Below are 14,289 nucleotides of genomic sequence, written 5' to 3' on the forward strand. Positions count from 1 at the left end.
ACCCGTTTTGGGTTGTCCCTCTGGGTTAGAGCCACCACCAACCTCTGGGGCCGCCGCAGACCCTCGCGCTTTTGTGCAACACGATCGTGCCACTGGTTTATCGCTTGAACTCTTGGTCCGTGGTGCGCGCTGTGCTGGATGCTTGGCCAAGATTGAATCTGGTGTGATGGCACTTCCTAGCGTCTCTACCGCGCGCCTCAATCTTACGACCGGCCGCCTCAGCGTCGCGTGGCAGGATGATCGGATTGATCCGCGCACCATTGTTCAACGGGTGATTGATCTGGGATATCAAGCGCAACCGTTCGATCCCAGCAAAGCCCAAGCGGTCATTGATCAGGAGGGGCGTCACCTTCTCATCTGCATGGCGGTAGCCGCATTTGCCGCGATGAATATCATGATGTTCTCTGTGCCGATCTGGTCGGCCCATTTCAATGGGGAGATGGAAGAGGGCACAAGGACCATGTTTCATTGGATATCTGCCTGTATCGCGCTGCCTACTGCTGCCTATTCCGGCATGCCTTTCTTTAAGAGTGCGTGGAATGCCCTGAAAAAGGGGCGCGCAAACATGGATGTGCCGATTTCTTTGGGCGTTTTATTGGCTTCTAGTCTTTCGGTCATAGAAACCTTCCGCGGTGGTGAGCATGCCTATTTTGATGCCGTCGCCATGTTGCTCTTTTTCTTATTGATCGGTCGTTATCTGGATCATGCCTTGCGTCAGAAGGCGCGCCAAGCGGCACGCGACCTCTTGGCACTGCAGGCTGTTACGGCTTCGCGTTTGTCCACGGATGGCATGGCTACCAGTGTCGCAATTAGCGAAATCAAGCCCGGGGATCGTCTTGTCATTATGCCGGGTGACCGGATCCCTGTTGATGGAAGCATTCTGGAAGGGGTTTCAGAAGCCGACTTTTCACTTCTGACCGGGGAGACCGCCCCCATAGCGCTCGGCCGAGGCCAAGCAGTCAGGGCAGGGGCCTTGAATCTATCCGGGCGCTTGGTCTTGCAGGCGAGTGCTCGTAGCGACGATAGCTTTCTGGCCGAGATTGCCCGCTTGGTTGACATGGGTGAGCAGGGCAAAAGCGTTTATGTGCGCTGGGCTGATAAGGCCGCCAAGCTCTATGTGCCTGTTGTTCACACAGCCGCTTTCTTGACCGCTGTGACATGGCTCTTGCTTGGAGCGGAGCCACGGGTAGCGATTTTGAACGCCTGCGCAGTTCTGATCATTACGTGTCCCTGCGCACTTGGCCTCGCCGTCCCAGCTGTGCAAGTCGTGGCTTCAGGTCGGCTGTTTAAGCGCGGCATCTTGCTGAAATCGGGCGATGCTTTGGAACGACTGGCAGAGATTGACTTTATCGCTTTTGACAAAACTGGTGTTCTCACGCTGGGGCAACCCCAGTTGCGCACACATGGTGGCGTCTCCGACGAGGCCCTTACCCAAGCTGCCTTGTTGGCACGTGCGTCTCGCCATCCATTAGCCCGCGCAATCGCACGCGCAGCAGGACCTGGCCCCGCCATTGAAGCCGCCCACGAAGTTCCCGGATGTGGCGTAGAGGCCCAACTCGGTGGCCTGAGAGCCCGTTTAGGGCGTGCATCTTGGGTTGGGGTTGAGCACGCCCAATCAGAAGAAACAGAGCTGTATTTTGGTGTCCAGGGGCAAGACCCAGTGCGCTTCTGTTTCGATGACACCCTACGGTCGGATACACTTCACACCATTCAATCTCTAAAAGTGCGTGGATTCCAACCCATCATACTATCAGGTGATCGTCAGGGTGCTGTCGCTCGGGTAGCAGAAGCTGCAGCAATTGAGACCTATTTGGGTGAATTGACCCCCTTCGAGAAGGCTGCCTATCTCGATGACCTAAAAGCACGTGGCCACCGGGTTTTGATGGTAGGTGACGGCCTCAATGATGCCCCCGCACTCGCCAAAGCTTTTGTCTCTATGGCACCGGGAACAGCTGCCGACGCCAGCCAATCGGCGGCCGATCTGGTCTTCCAAGGGGAGCAACTCGGTACCGTACTTGAGGCGATAGATGTGGCACGCGCAGCCAAAAAGCGCGTTATGGAGAACTTCTGGTTTGCTGCCCTTTACAATTTCGTCGCAGCGCCCATTGCCATGTTCGGGTTGGTAACGCCCTTTATTGCGGCGATTGCGATGTCGTCGTCGTCCATTATCGTCACGCTTAATGCGCTACGCCTCGCATCAAATCGTAACAGAGAGGGATAAGGCTATGGATGGAATGATGTTTTTGATTCCAATTGCCTTGTTTATGGGCCTTATAGGCCTGCTGGCGTTTTTGTGGAACCTGAAGAATAGGCAATATGATGATCCAAAGGGTGCGGCGATGCGCATCCTCAATAATGATGATTTTCCCTTACCCTAAACCCCAAAGCCGGAGGCACGCATGAGCGAGTTTGAGATCACTTTGGGGGAAAATGAGCGGGTCGCAGTCGTGCGCTTAATGCCAGACGCACATTGGCTTTGGCTGGCGGATGGTTGGGTCGATTTCAAAGCTACCTGGCGTTATGGCATGCTGATCGGCATGGTGCCGGTGGCGGTGGCATGGGGGATGGTGCTGGTTCTGTGGCAGGCTAATATGCTTGGATTTCTGCCTGCCGTTTGCGGGGGTTTTGCTTTGGTTGGGCCTATTCTGGCGATTGGCTGTTACGAAATTTCGCGGCTTCGCGCGTTAGGTAAGCCCATTACATTACAGGCGATTGTGCGTCCGCGTATCGTCTCGCCTGGTCAAGTCGCCATTATCGCCTTTGTCCTCATGTTGATTTTGATGGTTTGGGCACGGCTTGCCAGTTTTCTGTTCGCCTTTGCGAGCAGCGCGGGGGAGCCTGCTAGGAATATGGATTTCTTGGATTTTGCGTTGCAAACGCCCGAAGGCCTGATGATGGTGAGTATTGGCACAGTGGTGGGCGCAGCCCTAGCCACCATTGGCTATGTGGTCTCGGTTGTGTCGATACCGCTTGCGGCCAACCGACCCGTTGACGCCATGACGGCGATGCTCGTTTCGGTGATTGCTGTCTCCCGTAACAAGGGTGCTATGGCTTCGTTTGCCTTTAACATCGCGATGCTGGTTGCTTTATCATTGGCCACTGGGTTTGTCGGCCTCTTGATTGTCTTTCCCTGGCTCGGACATGCAACCTACCATTGCTATCAAGCCATAACCGGAGAAACTGTACAAAAGGCGACCGGTTAGCGTCGCGATTAAGCAAAGACAAAGTCCAAAAGGACTGTCGACCCTGGGGGGATCATGGAAGGCTCACTGCCGCTAATCATCATCCTGAGCTATGCAGCGCTTCTGTTTGCCTGTGCGTCTTGGGCTGAAGGGCGGGGTGGGCAGGGCTTGAAAGCGCAATTGCGTCGGCCGACCTATGTGCTCGCTTTAGCTGTTTATTGCACAAGTTGGACCTTTTATGGCGCAGTCGGCAGTGCAGTTGCTGATGGCTGGGCCTATATCCCTATTTATCTTGGACCTATCCTTGTTTTTGTTTTTGGCCGCAAATTTTTGGTGCGCATGGTTGAGGCAGTTAAAGCCGATGGCGCAAATTCAATCTCTGAATTCATTGGAGGTCGATTTGGATCAAGCCGCAGTGTTGCAGCCCTTGTTACGCTTTTGGCCCTCTTGGGAGCAATCCCCTATATCGCACTGCAACTCAAGTCCTTAAGCAGCACCTATGCCTTGGTATCCGGGGCGCAGAATACGCCTTGGATCCTGATTTCGGCTGCGGGTTTATTAGCAGGCTGGGCCATGCTTTATGGAACCCGGCGTTACGAGGCCGCTGCCCGCAATGATGCGGTTTTGTTTGCCGCAGGCTTTGAGTCTTTTTTTAAGCTCGCAGCACTTCTCGCGGTTGCCGGTTTTTCGTGTTTCTTGCTGGCGAAGACGCCGCCCGATTTGCTGTCGCGGACACAAGACACTTTGGCAACCACATTTAGCCCTCGCGCCATCAATGCGGATTTCTGGATCATTACCCTCTTGTCGATGGCAGCAATCATTGCCCTACCGCGCCAATTCTATTTTATGGTGATTGCGGCTCAATCCAGTCGTGATGTGGAACAGGCCCGTTGGCCCTTTGTCGTCTATATGGTGGCGACACTGATTGTCGTTATTCCCCTTGCAAGTGCGGGGATTGCGCTTTTGCCCAGCGCGGCGCGTCCCGATCTTTATGTGCTGCAATTGCCTATGAGCGAAGGCGCGCATCTGCTTGCAATGATTGTATTTTTAGGTGGATTTTCTGCTGCAACGGCCATGGTGCTGGTGGAAACTATAGCCCTTTCCACAATGGTTTCGAATGACTTAGTTGCACCCGCATTACTGAGGCGCGAGGGACAGGATGGGCCGCGCAATTTTGGCAAGCTGATGTTGTTGGTCCGCCGCGCTGCCATTGCTGCCATCATGGTATTTGCGCTTTTGTGGGCGCTTGCCATCTCAGACAATCAAAAACTGGCCTCGATTGGTTTGGTGGCCTTTGCGGCAATGGCGCAGTTTGTACCTGTCCTGATTTTGGCGGTTTATCGCGGCAATAGAGATGCTGTTGCCGCCCGTTACAGCTTGATCACTGGCCTGATGATTTGGTTCTATACCTTAGCCTTACCGCAACTTCTCGGTCCTCAGGTGCTGGCACAATTGGCGACCAGCCCATTCAATCCCTATCATCTGTTTGGCATCGGCAATTTGAGCCCGATCAGCCATGGTGCGGTGTGGAGCTTAGGCCTCAACCTTGCTGTCTATTTGCTTGTGACCGCGCGTCGTGTGCAACCCAGCGCCCTCCCAGGTCTGTTGCGTTCTCCTACGCCTGACTCCTCTCTGCAATCGGCGCGAATTGAAGACTTGAAGGCTTTGGTAGCGCGATTTGTTGGCCCGAATTTGGCGCAGGAGGCATTTGGAAACCTGAAAGATCATGCTGTCGTCAGTCAGGAAAATGCCCGCAAAGCAGAGCGACTCATTGCAGGCGTTGTTGGTTTGCCTTCCGCACGGGCTCTGATCGGCTCACGGCTTTTTGGTGCGCGCCTATCTGCCGATGAGGTATCACGTCTTCTAGACGAGACGGGCCAAAGCTTGCGCTTCTCGAAAGACCTTCTGGCTGCGACGCTAGAGCATATTGATCCGGGCGTCAGTGTGGTTGATCGCGACCTTAATATTGTTGCATGGAACAGCCGATATCTAGACCTATTCAATTATCCAGATGGCATGGTTTATGTTGGTGCGCCTGTCGCGAGCCTTATTCGCTTTAATGCAGAGCGGGGCGAATGTGGTCCCGGAGAAATCGAGAGCCATGTAGAGCGCCGTCTGACACATATGCGGCGTGGCCAAGCTCATAGTTTTGAGCGCATTCGCCCTGACGGCCGCGTAATCAAAACCGTTGGTGGGCCAATGCCGAGTGGCGGCTATGTTATGTGCTTTACCGACATTACAGCAAAGGCTGAAGCCTTGGCTGGACTTAGACGTGCACGTGCCGAACTTGAGGCACGGGTGGAAGAACGCACACAAGACCTGCGCGAGGCCAACCATGCCTTGGCAACAGCGGATGCCGAAAAGACCCGCTTTCTCGCCGCAGCCAGTCATGATTTGTTGCAACCTATTCATGCTGCGCGTCTGTTTTCCTCCGCTTTAGCCAGACAGATTGGCGACGGTGATCAAGACTTGCTCCGCAAATTGGATTTATCGATTCAATCAGCCGATACACTTTTGCGGTCGCTGTTGGATATTTCCAAATTGGATGCTGGTGGGGTTGTTGCATCGATTGAGCCTATCCAATTGAAGCCGCTTTTGCGCGATTTAGTTGATACAATGATGCCTTTGGCGCAAGAAAAGGGCCTTCAACTGCGGCTTTTCGGACGCGATCGCCAAGTCGCAACTGACCCCAGTCTTCTGCGCTCTATTCTGCAGAACTTTTTGTCCAACGCCATTCGATATACCCAGGCTGGCGGTATCGTTGTCGCGATCCGTGCGCGTGGGGAGGTGATACGGATCGACGTAATTGATACAGGGCCGGGCATTGATCCTGCCGATCACGGGCGGATTTTTCGAGAGTTTGAGCGATTGCCCCATGCCTATGGTGGCGGGATTGGTTTGGGATTGGCCATTGTTGAGCGGACCGCGCGGGTCTTGGATGCGCAGATCTCGCTCGCGTCTAATGTGGGTCAAGGGAGCCGCTTTAGCGTTGCACTAGATGCCCATCCACACACCTTCTCGAGCCAGTCCGCCCCCAATTTATCGGCAGGGCCTATGGCATCGGCTCCGCCAAAGGGATTGAGAATTTTGGTGGTAGAAGATGATCTTGCCAACCAGGAAGCCATGCGCGCTTTTCTGGATAGTCGCCAGTTTACGTATCATTGCCTCGGTGATGCGAAATCGGCCATGCAGGTTAGAATGCCTTTTGATTGCGCGCTGGTAGATTATGATTTGGGCAGCGACTATTCGGGGCTAGACGTGATCGAAACGCTACGCGGGCATCACCCATATGCTCGCTTTGCGTTGACGACTGCCGCTGCACCACAAGACTTTATGGAGCGCGCTCAATCGATGCAGGTGGATGTGTTTCGTAAACCGGTTGATCCGTCCACCCTCGATCATTGGCTGGCGCAAACCCCGCCAGTGTCAGACGGGAGACAATCCGAGGGCTTTAGCAGCCAAAACCGCTTGGGTTCGGTTCTGCACGTCTAGCTTCTTGAGGATCGAGGTCATATGCGCCTTGATGGTCGCTTCGCTGAGGCCAAGGTCAAAAGCGATTTGTTTGTTGAGACGGCCCTGCATCACACCCAACATCACCTTGAGCTGCGTCGGGGTTAAGCTGGCGATCTGGGCAGCGACTGGGTCTAGCAGCGGATCAACCGGGGCAGCGAGCCGCTTTCCAGAAAGAGCATCGGCAATTGCCGCCTCGATCAACAACAGATCGGAATCCTTGCCAATGAAGCCAACCGCGCCAAATCGAAGCGCGTTTTGCGCTGTTCCCGCAGCAGCTTCGCTGGACACCACAAGGATAGGTACGGCTGGTTTCTCGGCATGGAGCAGCGCAACCCCCGAAAAGCCCTCTGCCCCCGGCATTTTCAGATCCAGAAGAATGAGGGCCAAATCATCGGCGGCTTGGGCCTCTAATAAGGCCGACGCCAAGGTTGCGCTCTCAACGAGCCGTGCATCCTTGGCGACATTGCCGGCCGCCATCGCAAGGGCTTGGCGGAACAGAGGGTGGTCATCGGCTATCAGAATGGTGCGTGTCATGATCGCTACCGCGATGCGATCAGCGCATCAACAACAGAAGGGTCGGCCAAAGTTGACGTATCGCCCAAGCTCGACACATCGCCTTCTGCAATTTTGCGCAAGATCCGCCGCATGATTTTGCCGCTTCGGGTCTTAGGTAATCCCGGCGCGAAATGGATGACATCAGGCGTTGCGATGGGGCCGATTTCTTTGCGAACCCATTGGATCAAAGCTTTGCGGACCTCATCGCTCTCTGTCGCGTCAGAATTCAAGGTCACATAGGCATAGATGCCTTGGCCCTTAATGTCGTGTGGGAAGCCGACTACGGCGGCTTCTGCGACACTGGCATGGGCCACAAGTGCGCTTTCAACTTCTGCCGTGCCCATGCGATGACCCGACACATTGATGACATCATCAACCCGGCCTGTAATCCAATGATAGCCGTCTTCGTCCCGACGACAGCCGTCGCCCGTGAAATAATAGCCGGGATAAGCAGAGAAATAGGTTTGGAAAAAGCGCTCATGATCACCCCAAACCGTGCGCATTTGGCCAGGCCAGCTATCGGTGATGCACAAATTACCCTCGGTAGCGCCTTCAAGAATCTTGCCCTCGCTGTCAAGCAAGACTGTTTTCACGCCAAACATTGGCAATGTGGCAGAACCGGGTTTTAGGGCAATCGCGCCGGGCAATGGCGAAATCATCGCACCGCCCGTTTCAGTTTGCCACCAGGTGTCGACGATGGGGCAACGGCCTTCGCCGACCACATGATAATACCATTCCCAAGCTTCTGGATTGATCGGCTCTCCGACGCTGCCCAATAGGCGTAAGGACTTGCGCGATGTAGCGGTGACGTAGCTATTGCCCTCGCGCATCAATGAGCGCAGGGCCGTTGGCGCACCATAGAAGATATTGACTTCATATTTGTCGACAATCTTCCAAAAACGGCTGAAATCTGGATAATTGGGTACCCCTTCAAACATCAGGGTTGTCGCGCCGTTCGCCAACGGGCCATAGACGACATAAGAATGGCCCGTCACCCAGCCGATGTCGGCAGCACACCAGAAGACTTCACCATCCTGATAGTTGAAAATATAGGAAAAAGTCATCGAGACCCAAACTAAATAGCCGCCCGTTGTATGCAAGACGCCCTTGGGTTTGCCCGTGCTTCCCGATGTGTACAGGATGAATAGGGGATCCTCAGCGCTCGTGGGCTCTGGCGCGCACTCGTCTGAAACAGCGGCAACGGCCTCATGATACCAATGGTCACGCCCCTTTTGCATGGTGATTTCATGGCCGACGTGTTGAATGACCAGCACATGTTGGACGGATGTACAATGCGTCAGTGCTGCATCGACATTGGCTTTTAATGGCACGGTTTTGCCGCCCCGCATGCCAGCGTCGGCGGTAATCACGATGCTGGAATCACAATCTTGAATCCGTCCGGCCAAAGCTTCGGGGGAGAAGCCGCCAAAGACGATAGTGTGGATGGCACCAAGCCGGGTGCAAGCCAACATGGCCATGGCCGCTTCTGGGATCATGGGCAAATAAAGCGTAATCCGATCTCCCTTTTTGACCCCGAGATTCTTCAATGCATTGGCCAGTCGGCATACGCCACGATGCAGATCGCGATAGGTAATCTTGCGTGATTGAGTTGGTTCATCACCTTCCCAAATGATCGCGATCTGATCTCCACGTTCGGCCAGATGCCGGTCGAGGCAATTTTCAGAGACGTTCAGCACCCCATCTTCAAACCATTTGATGCCGAAATCTGCTTCTTTGAAGCTTGTATTTTTGACTTTGGTAAAGGGCTTCATCCAGGTGACGCGTTGGGCTTCCTTGGTCCAGAACGCATCGGGATTATCGATCGATGCGGCATAGGCCTCACGATAACCCTGCTCGGTAATGCGTGCTTTTTCAGCCCATTCGGCTGGAACTGGATAAAGAGCTGCCATGATCGTCTCCCTCGTCAACCCAACTGCTTGGGCGATGTTTCGTGTTTTTTAGAGTCTTTTAGCGCCAACCGCACCCTAGACCAAAGTCTATCGGGACTACGACTAAAGTCTAGCTATCGCCCCGAGCCATGACCTGAGAGGTTAGTCCCAAGGGCCAGCAGTGCAATCGTCTCGGCCTGTCAGAATATCGACCGAGGGAACGACTATGTTACAGATTAAACGGCGTCACCAATTATTGTCTGGGATTGCCTGCTTCGCTTTAGCCGCGACCGGCGCGCATGCCGATACCCCGAAAGAGCAAGAGCTTGAGGCGCGGATTGCAGCCCTAGAGCAGCTGTTCGGGGCCGTGCAGTCTGACCTCGCAGCAACCAAGGCAGAGAATCAGAAATTGCGGGCTGAGGCAGCGCTCGCCCAAGCGCGAACGCTAGAGCTGTCAACGTCTGTGGAAGCAATCCGCCGCGCCCCGGCGCCACCACCAAATCCAGCACCAATCTCTGCCCCCGCAGACGGCTTTAAAGTTGGCGCTACGACCGTAAAGCTTGGCGGATTTTTGAAGACAACCGTTGACTTCACGCGGTGGAATGATGGCGATGTGGCTACTGGCAATTTGGGACGTGACTTTTATCTGCCCCAATCAACCCCGATCTCAGGGCAACGGGAAAGTCTCGACAATGACTTTAACGCCAAACAGACCCGCCTCTGGCTGACTACGGAAACAGCAGTCAACGGCCATGTTTTGAAGGGCTATGTTGAAGGTGATTTTCAGACCTCGCCCGGCACACAAGGCAATGAACGCACAACAAATGGCTATAACTTCGCCTTGCGCCGCGCCTATATCCAATATGATCGCTTCACCTTTGGCGAGGATTGGACAACGTTCCAGAATGTCGCCACCTTGCCAGAGTCCACCGATTATATTGGTCCGACCGAAAGCATTGTCTTCGCTCGCCAAGCCCTGGTTCGCTACTCTTATCCTTTGAGCAAAACCACGACCTTGCATCTGGCGGTCGAGAATCCAGAAACTGCAAGCGCCAACTTGGGCTCGCCGACGTTGATTGAGAATGACGATGATTCCGTGCCGGATTTCATCGTTCGATTGAACCATAGCTTTGCAACAGGCGAGGTTTCAGTGGCTGGGATCGCACGGCGTTTATCGGTTGATAATGGAGCCATTGGCGATGTGTCATCTGGTTATGGCCTCAGCGTAACCGGCAAAATGACCTTAGATACTGCCAAGCGCTATGAATGGAAGTTCATGGCGACCTATGGCAGTGGCATTGGTCGCTATGTCGGCCTGAACTTTGCACCTGATGCCGTTTTCGTGCCCGCAACGGGGCAACTCAAAAACGTCGAAATTCTGGGCGGCTATTCGGCCATTAAGGTCAATTGGACCCCCAAACTACGCTCCACCCTGACCGGTAGTATCCAGACCGTTGATTATGACAGCGGTCTAGCTTTGGCCAGCTTGGCCAATTTCAACAAGCAAGCGTGGAGTGTCTCGGCCAATCTTTTCTACTCCCCCATCAAGGGCGTGGATTTGGGAGCAGAATATCGTCACGGCGTTCGCGAAGTCGTGAGTGGCGCGGACGGTTCGCTCGATCGGCTCGAGTTCTTAGCAAAATATAGTTTCTAAGCGGAAAAAATGGAGGGAGAGAGACATGGCTATAGTAAAACCCATGCCCATAGCTGCCGGAGGCCACGTAGCCAAATCGGCCAAAGGGCAGAATGAAAAGCTGGTAATTGCGGCATCCTCACTCGGCACGGTGTTCGAGTGGTATGACTTTTATCTCTACGGCCTGCTGGCTACTTATATCTCAGCCCAGTTCTTCTCGGGCGTGAATGAGACAACAGGTTTCATCTTTGCCCTCGGCGCTTTTGCGGCCGGCTTTGCCGTCCGGCCATTTGGTGCCCTCGTGTTTGGTCGCATTGGCGACATGGTGGGCCGGAAGAACACGTTCCTGGTCACGATGGGCCTGATGGGGCTTGCAACCTTTTCGGTTGGGCTTTTGCCTTCTTACGCCACGATTGGCGTTGCCGCCCCCATCATTCTGATTGGTCTTCGCCTGCTACAAGGTCTAGCAATGGGCGGTGAATATGGGGGTGCTGCCACCTATGTCGCCGAACACGCACCTGAAGGCAAACGCGGCCTCTATACAAGCTGGATTCAAACCACGGCGACATTGGGCTTATTTGCTGCCCTATTGATCGTGATTGGGACCCGCACCTTGCTTGGCGAGGAAGTCTTCAAGGCCTGGGGCTGGCGCGTGCCGTTCCTCGTTTCGATGATCTTGCTGGCCGTATCCATGTGGATCCGCATGCAACTCAACGAGAGCCCCGTGTATCAAAAGATGAAGGACGAGGGAAAAACTTCTAAGGCACCCTTGACCGAAGCCTTTGCTAAATGGGGTAACTTGAAGTGGGTAGTAATCGTTCTGTTCGGTGCCGTCGCCGGTCAGGCTGTGGTTTGGTACACGGGCCAATTCTACGCGTTGTTCTTCTTAGAAAAGATGCTGAAAGTAGATGGGGCTAGCACCAATGTCCTCATCGCTATCGCTTTGATGATCGGCACACCAGGCTTTGTGTTCTTCGGCTGGTTGTCGGATAAGATTGGTCGTAAGCCTATCGTTTTGGTTGGTTGCGCCCTAGCTGCTCTGACCTATTTCCCAACCTTCCACGCGCTGACGAAAGCCGCCAATCCCGCTTTAGCCCAAGCTCAAGCCAGTGCTCCGGTTACGGTTGTGGTCAATGACGCCGATTGCTCGGTTCAATTTGACCCTGTTGGTAAGAATAAGTTCGACACCAAAAGCTGTGACATCGCAAAATCCTTCTTGGCAAAAAGCGGTGTCAGCTATTCAAAGGTCGATGCACCTGTTGGCACCATTGCCTCGATCAAGATTGGCAACGAGACCTTCACAGCGCCAGATCCAGCGGATGTGACGGGCGCTGACAAAAAGGCGGCAATCACGGCCTATCAGGACAATGTGAAGGCTGCGCTGGCCAAGGCGGGCTATCCTTCAAAGGCTGATCCGGCAGCCATGAACAAGCCATTGGTTATCGCTATCCTGGTCTATCTGGTTTTGTTGGTGACAGCCGTTTACGGGCCGATCGCTGCCCTTTTGGTCGAGATTTTCCCAAGCCGGATCCGCTATACCTCTATGTCCTTGCCCTATCATATCGGCAATGGCTGGTTCGGGGGCTTCTTGCCTACCACGGCCTTCGCCATGGTTGCGGCAACTGGGGATATTTATTACGGCCTTTGGTATCCAGTCTTGATTGCGGGTTTAACCGCCGTGGTTGGCTTGTTCTTCTTGCCAGAAACCTTCAAGCGTCGATTGGACGAGTAGAGATTAGGCGAAACTCAAACAAAACGACCGGCTGCCTCAGGTGGCCGGTCTTTTTCTTTGTTGCAGCGCTTGAAAAGTCTCTCTATCTCAGCTTTGAAAAAGCAATGCGCAACACCATTGCCGACTACGATCAACAAGCCCAGTCCTACAGCCTGATCCGACAGCCTGATCGGCGGATTGAGGCAATGGTCCATCAAAGTCTCGGCGAAGCCCGCACTGTCCTCAATTTAGGCGCAGGCACAGGCTCGTATGAGCCGCTCGACCGTCATGTTGTTGCGATTGAGCCTTCAGCAACCATGCGCCGTCAACGCCCGAAGCATTTAGCCCCCGCGCTGATCGCGACTGCCGAAAACATCCCATTTGATGACGCTTGCTTTGATGCCAGTATGGCCATGCTGACGGTGCATCACTGGCCTGACCTCGAAAGGGGCCTTGGCGAAATGCGTCGGGTTACCCGAGGCCCATGCCTCGTGATGAGTTTTGATCCAGACGCGCCAACGGACTTCTGGATGTTCGACTACGTGCCCGAAATGAGGATTGTGGAACAAAAGCGCTATCCGAAACTCAATCGAATTGAGGCAGGTCTTGGTGGGCGTTGTGAGGTTATGGCACTGCCAGTTGCCTTAGACTGTACCGACCGTTTTCAGGTTGCACTGTACGGCCGACCAGAGGCGTTTCTGGACGGGGCAGTTCGACGGGCACAAAGCGCTTGGAACTTTCTAGTCGATGGCGTCGAAGATCGCTTTGTTGCCCAGCTTGCCGCGGACTTGAAAGCTGGAACATGGGACGCACGTTACGGCCATTTTCGTCGCCAAGCTTTCATCACGTGCCAATTGCGACTGATCGTATCACATCCTTAAAGCGCGTGGCCGAGCCCTGCGTCAAAGCTCTTGAGAGCGGCTTCGGCGATTTCTTTGCCCCATTCTTGAACAAAATGCCCACCTTCTGGAATAATCATCGGTTCAGGACAGCCGCGGATCAATTGCTGCATATCCCGCATGATGTCGAGTCCAAAAACAGGGTCTGCGGCACCCCAGGCCATAAAGCTCTGTCCTTGCCAAGCTTCGGCCCAGAATGTGCGTGCGGCCAATGAAACATCCACCCCTTCCATGGTTGGGTCGGTCATTACGCGCTTTGGAAATGCTCTCACACCCGCCTTATAGTCCGCGTTAGGGAAGGGGGCATCATACGCGGCTACTTCGGCTGGCCCAAGGTGAGGGGCAGAACGATGGAGGAGGGCCCCGACCGCCAAATCCGGTCGAGCCCCAGCATAGGCCCGCCACGCCATAAAGCCGTCACTGGGTGGGTGGCCTGTCGCCAAGGTAGTATTCATAATGATCAAGCGTGTAACCCGCTTCGCGATGCTTGCCTCGACGGGAAGGGTGAGACCGATCAAGCCACCCCAATCTTGCACGACTAGCGTGATATTGGTTAGATCGAGCCGTTCCACCAATGAGATCAGGAAGTTGCGATGGAAGTCGAAACCATAAATTTCCTCATCGACCGGCTTATCGGATCGTCCAAATCCCAATAGGTCCGGGGCTATGACGCGCGCACCAGACCGCACAAAGACAGGGATCATTTTTCGGTACAGGTAACTCCATGTTGGTTGACCATGCAGGCAGAGAAAGACTTGGTCTGCATCGTGCGGCCCTTCATCCAAATAGGCCGCCCGCAACCACTCATAACCCGAAAGATCACTGATATAATGGGGTGAAAACTCGAAACCTGGTAGGTTTTCAAACTGGGTTTCTGGCGTTCTAAGCGCTTCCATCTTCTGTCCCA

Annotated in this window: 10 protein-coding genes; 7 read left to right on the forward strand and 3 right to left on the reverse strand. The window is 54.3% G+C overall.

The annotated features are described in order from the left end of the window. The first annotated feature begins 73 nt into the window (after window positions 1–73). The 4 genes from B7364_RS13180 to B7364_RS13195 are packed head-to-tail and all read left to right on the forward strand — an operon-like array spanning window position 74 to window position 6,674. The gene (locus B7364_RS13180; RefSeq protein ID WP_269798782.1) at window positions 74–2,221 is read left to right on the forward strand and encodes a heavy metal translocating P-type ATPase; all 2,148 of its coding nucleotides are present in this window, start codon (window positions 74–76) and stop codon (window positions 2,219–2,221) included. Window positions 2,222–2,237: 16 nt separating this feature from the next. Further along, entirely contained in the window at window positions 2,238–2,378 is a 141-nt protein-coding gene (gene ccoS / locus B7364_RS13185; protein WP_232780910.1) for a cbb3-type cytochrome oxidase assembly protein CcoS, read from the forward strand. 21 nt (window positions 2,379–2,399) lie between these two features. Beyond that, window positions 2,400–3,203 carry a DUF2189 domain-containing protein gene (locus B7364_RS13190; RefSeq protein WP_085340503.1) on the forward strand — a complete coding sequence of 268 codons (804 nt, stop codon included), beginning with the start codon at window positions 2,400–2,402 and terminating at the stop codon, window positions 3,201–3,203. 54 nt (window positions 3,204–3,257) lie between these two features. Beyond that, a complete protein-coding gene (locus B7364_RS13195; RefSeq protein ID WP_085340504.1) occupies window positions 3,258–6,674 on the forward strand; it encodes a PAS domain-containing hybrid sensor histidine kinase/response regulator in 3,417 nt (1,138 codons plus the stop codon). Here B7364_RS13195 and B7364_RS13200 read toward each other — a convergent pair. Further along, window positions 6,609–7,229, reverse strand: coding sequence for a response regulator transcription factor (locus tag B7364_RS13200; RefSeq protein ID WP_085340505.1), 621 nt, complete (start codon window positions 7,227–7,229; stop codon window positions 6,609–6,611). The genes B7364_RS13195 and B7364_RS13200 overlap by 66 nt on opposite strands. Before the next feature lie 5 nt (window positions 7,230–7,234). Continuing rightward, on the reverse strand, window positions 7,235–9,160 hold the full coding sequence (acs, locus tag B7364_RS13205; protein ID WP_085340506.1) for an acetate--CoA ligase: 1,926 nt from the start codon (window positions 9,158–9,160) through the stop codon (window positions 7,235–7,237). Between the two features lie 205 nt (window positions 9,161–9,365). Here acs and B7364_RS13210 point away from each other — a divergent pair, with 205 nt between their 5' ends. The 3 genes from B7364_RS13210 (at window position 9,366) to B7364_RS13220 (ending at window position 13,364) form a co-directional block, all read left to right on the forward strand. Next, a complete protein-coding gene (locus B7364_RS13210) occupies window positions 9,366–10,793 on the forward strand; it encodes a DcaP family trimeric outer membrane transporter (RefSeq protein WP_085340507.1) in 1,428 nt (475 codons plus the stop codon). Window positions 10,794–10,818: 25 nt separating this feature from the next. Then, window positions 10,819–12,504: an MFS transporter gene (locus B7364_RS13215; protein ID WP_408606343.1), complete on the forward strand. Its 1,686-nt coding sequence runs from the start codon at window positions 10,819–10,821 to the stop codon at window positions 12,502–12,504. Window positions 12,505–12,608: 104 nt separating this feature from the next. Beyond that, entirely contained in the window at window positions 12,609–13,364 is a 756-nt protein-coding gene (locus tag B7364_RS13220; RefSeq protein WP_085340509.1) for a class I SAM-dependent methyltransferase, read from the forward strand. Here the strand turns inward: B7364_RS13220 and B7364_RS13225 are convergent. After that, on the reverse strand, window positions 13,361–14,278 hold the full coding sequence (locus tag B7364_RS13225; protein ID WP_085340510.1) for a haloalkane dehalogenase: 918 nt from the start codon (window positions 14,276–14,278) through the stop codon (window positions 13,361–13,363). The two genes, B7364_RS13220 and B7364_RS13225, sit on opposite strands and share 4 nt — an antisense overlap. Window positions 14,279–14,289: the final 11 nt, after the last annotated feature.

It is taken from the genome of Aquidulcibacter paucihalophilus, from assembly GCF_002105465.1.
Taxonomy (GTDB): Bacteria; Pseudomonadota; Alphaproteobacteria; order Caulobacterales; family Aquidulcibacteraceae; genus Aquidulcibacter; species Aquidulcibacter paucihalophilus.

Excerpts from the sequence above, each read along its gene's own strand:
- ccoS (WP_232780910.1), top strand. The coding sequence starts at position 2,238 with ATGTTTTTGATTCCAATTGCCTTGTTTATGGGCCTTATAGGCCTGCTG.
- B7364_RS13190 (WP_085340503.1), top strand. The coding sequence starts at position 2,400 with ATGAGCGAGTTTGAGATCACTTTGGGGGAAAATGAGCGGGTCGCAGTC.
- B7364_RS13195 (WP_085340504.1), top strand. The coding sequence starts at position 3,258 with ATGGAAGGCTCACTGCCGCTAATCATCATCCTGAGCTATGCAGCGCTT.
- B7364_RS13200 (WP_085340505.1), bottom strand. The coding sequence starts at position 7,229 with ATGACACGCACCATTCTGATAGCCGATGACCACCCTCTGTTCCGCCAA.
- acs (WP_085340506.1), bottom strand. The coding sequence starts at position 9,160 with ATGGCAGCTCTTTATCCAGTTCCAGCCGAATGGGCTGAAAAAGCACGC.
- B7364_RS13210 (WP_085340507.1), top strand. The coding sequence starts at position 9,366 with ATGTTACAGATTAAACGGCGTCACCAATTATTGTCTGGGATTGCCTGC.
- B7364_RS13215 (WP_408606343.1), top strand. The coding sequence starts at position 10,819 with ATGGCTATAGTAAAACCCATGCCCATAGCTGCCGGAGGCCACGTAGCC.
- B7364_RS13220 (WP_085340509.1), top strand. The coding sequence starts at position 12,609 with ATGCGCAACACCATTGCCGACTACGATCAACAAGCCCAGTCCTACAGC.
- B7364_RS13225 (WP_085340510.1), bottom strand. The coding sequence starts at position 14,278 with ATGGAAGCGCTTAGAACGCCAGAAACCCAGTTTGAAAACCTACCAGGT.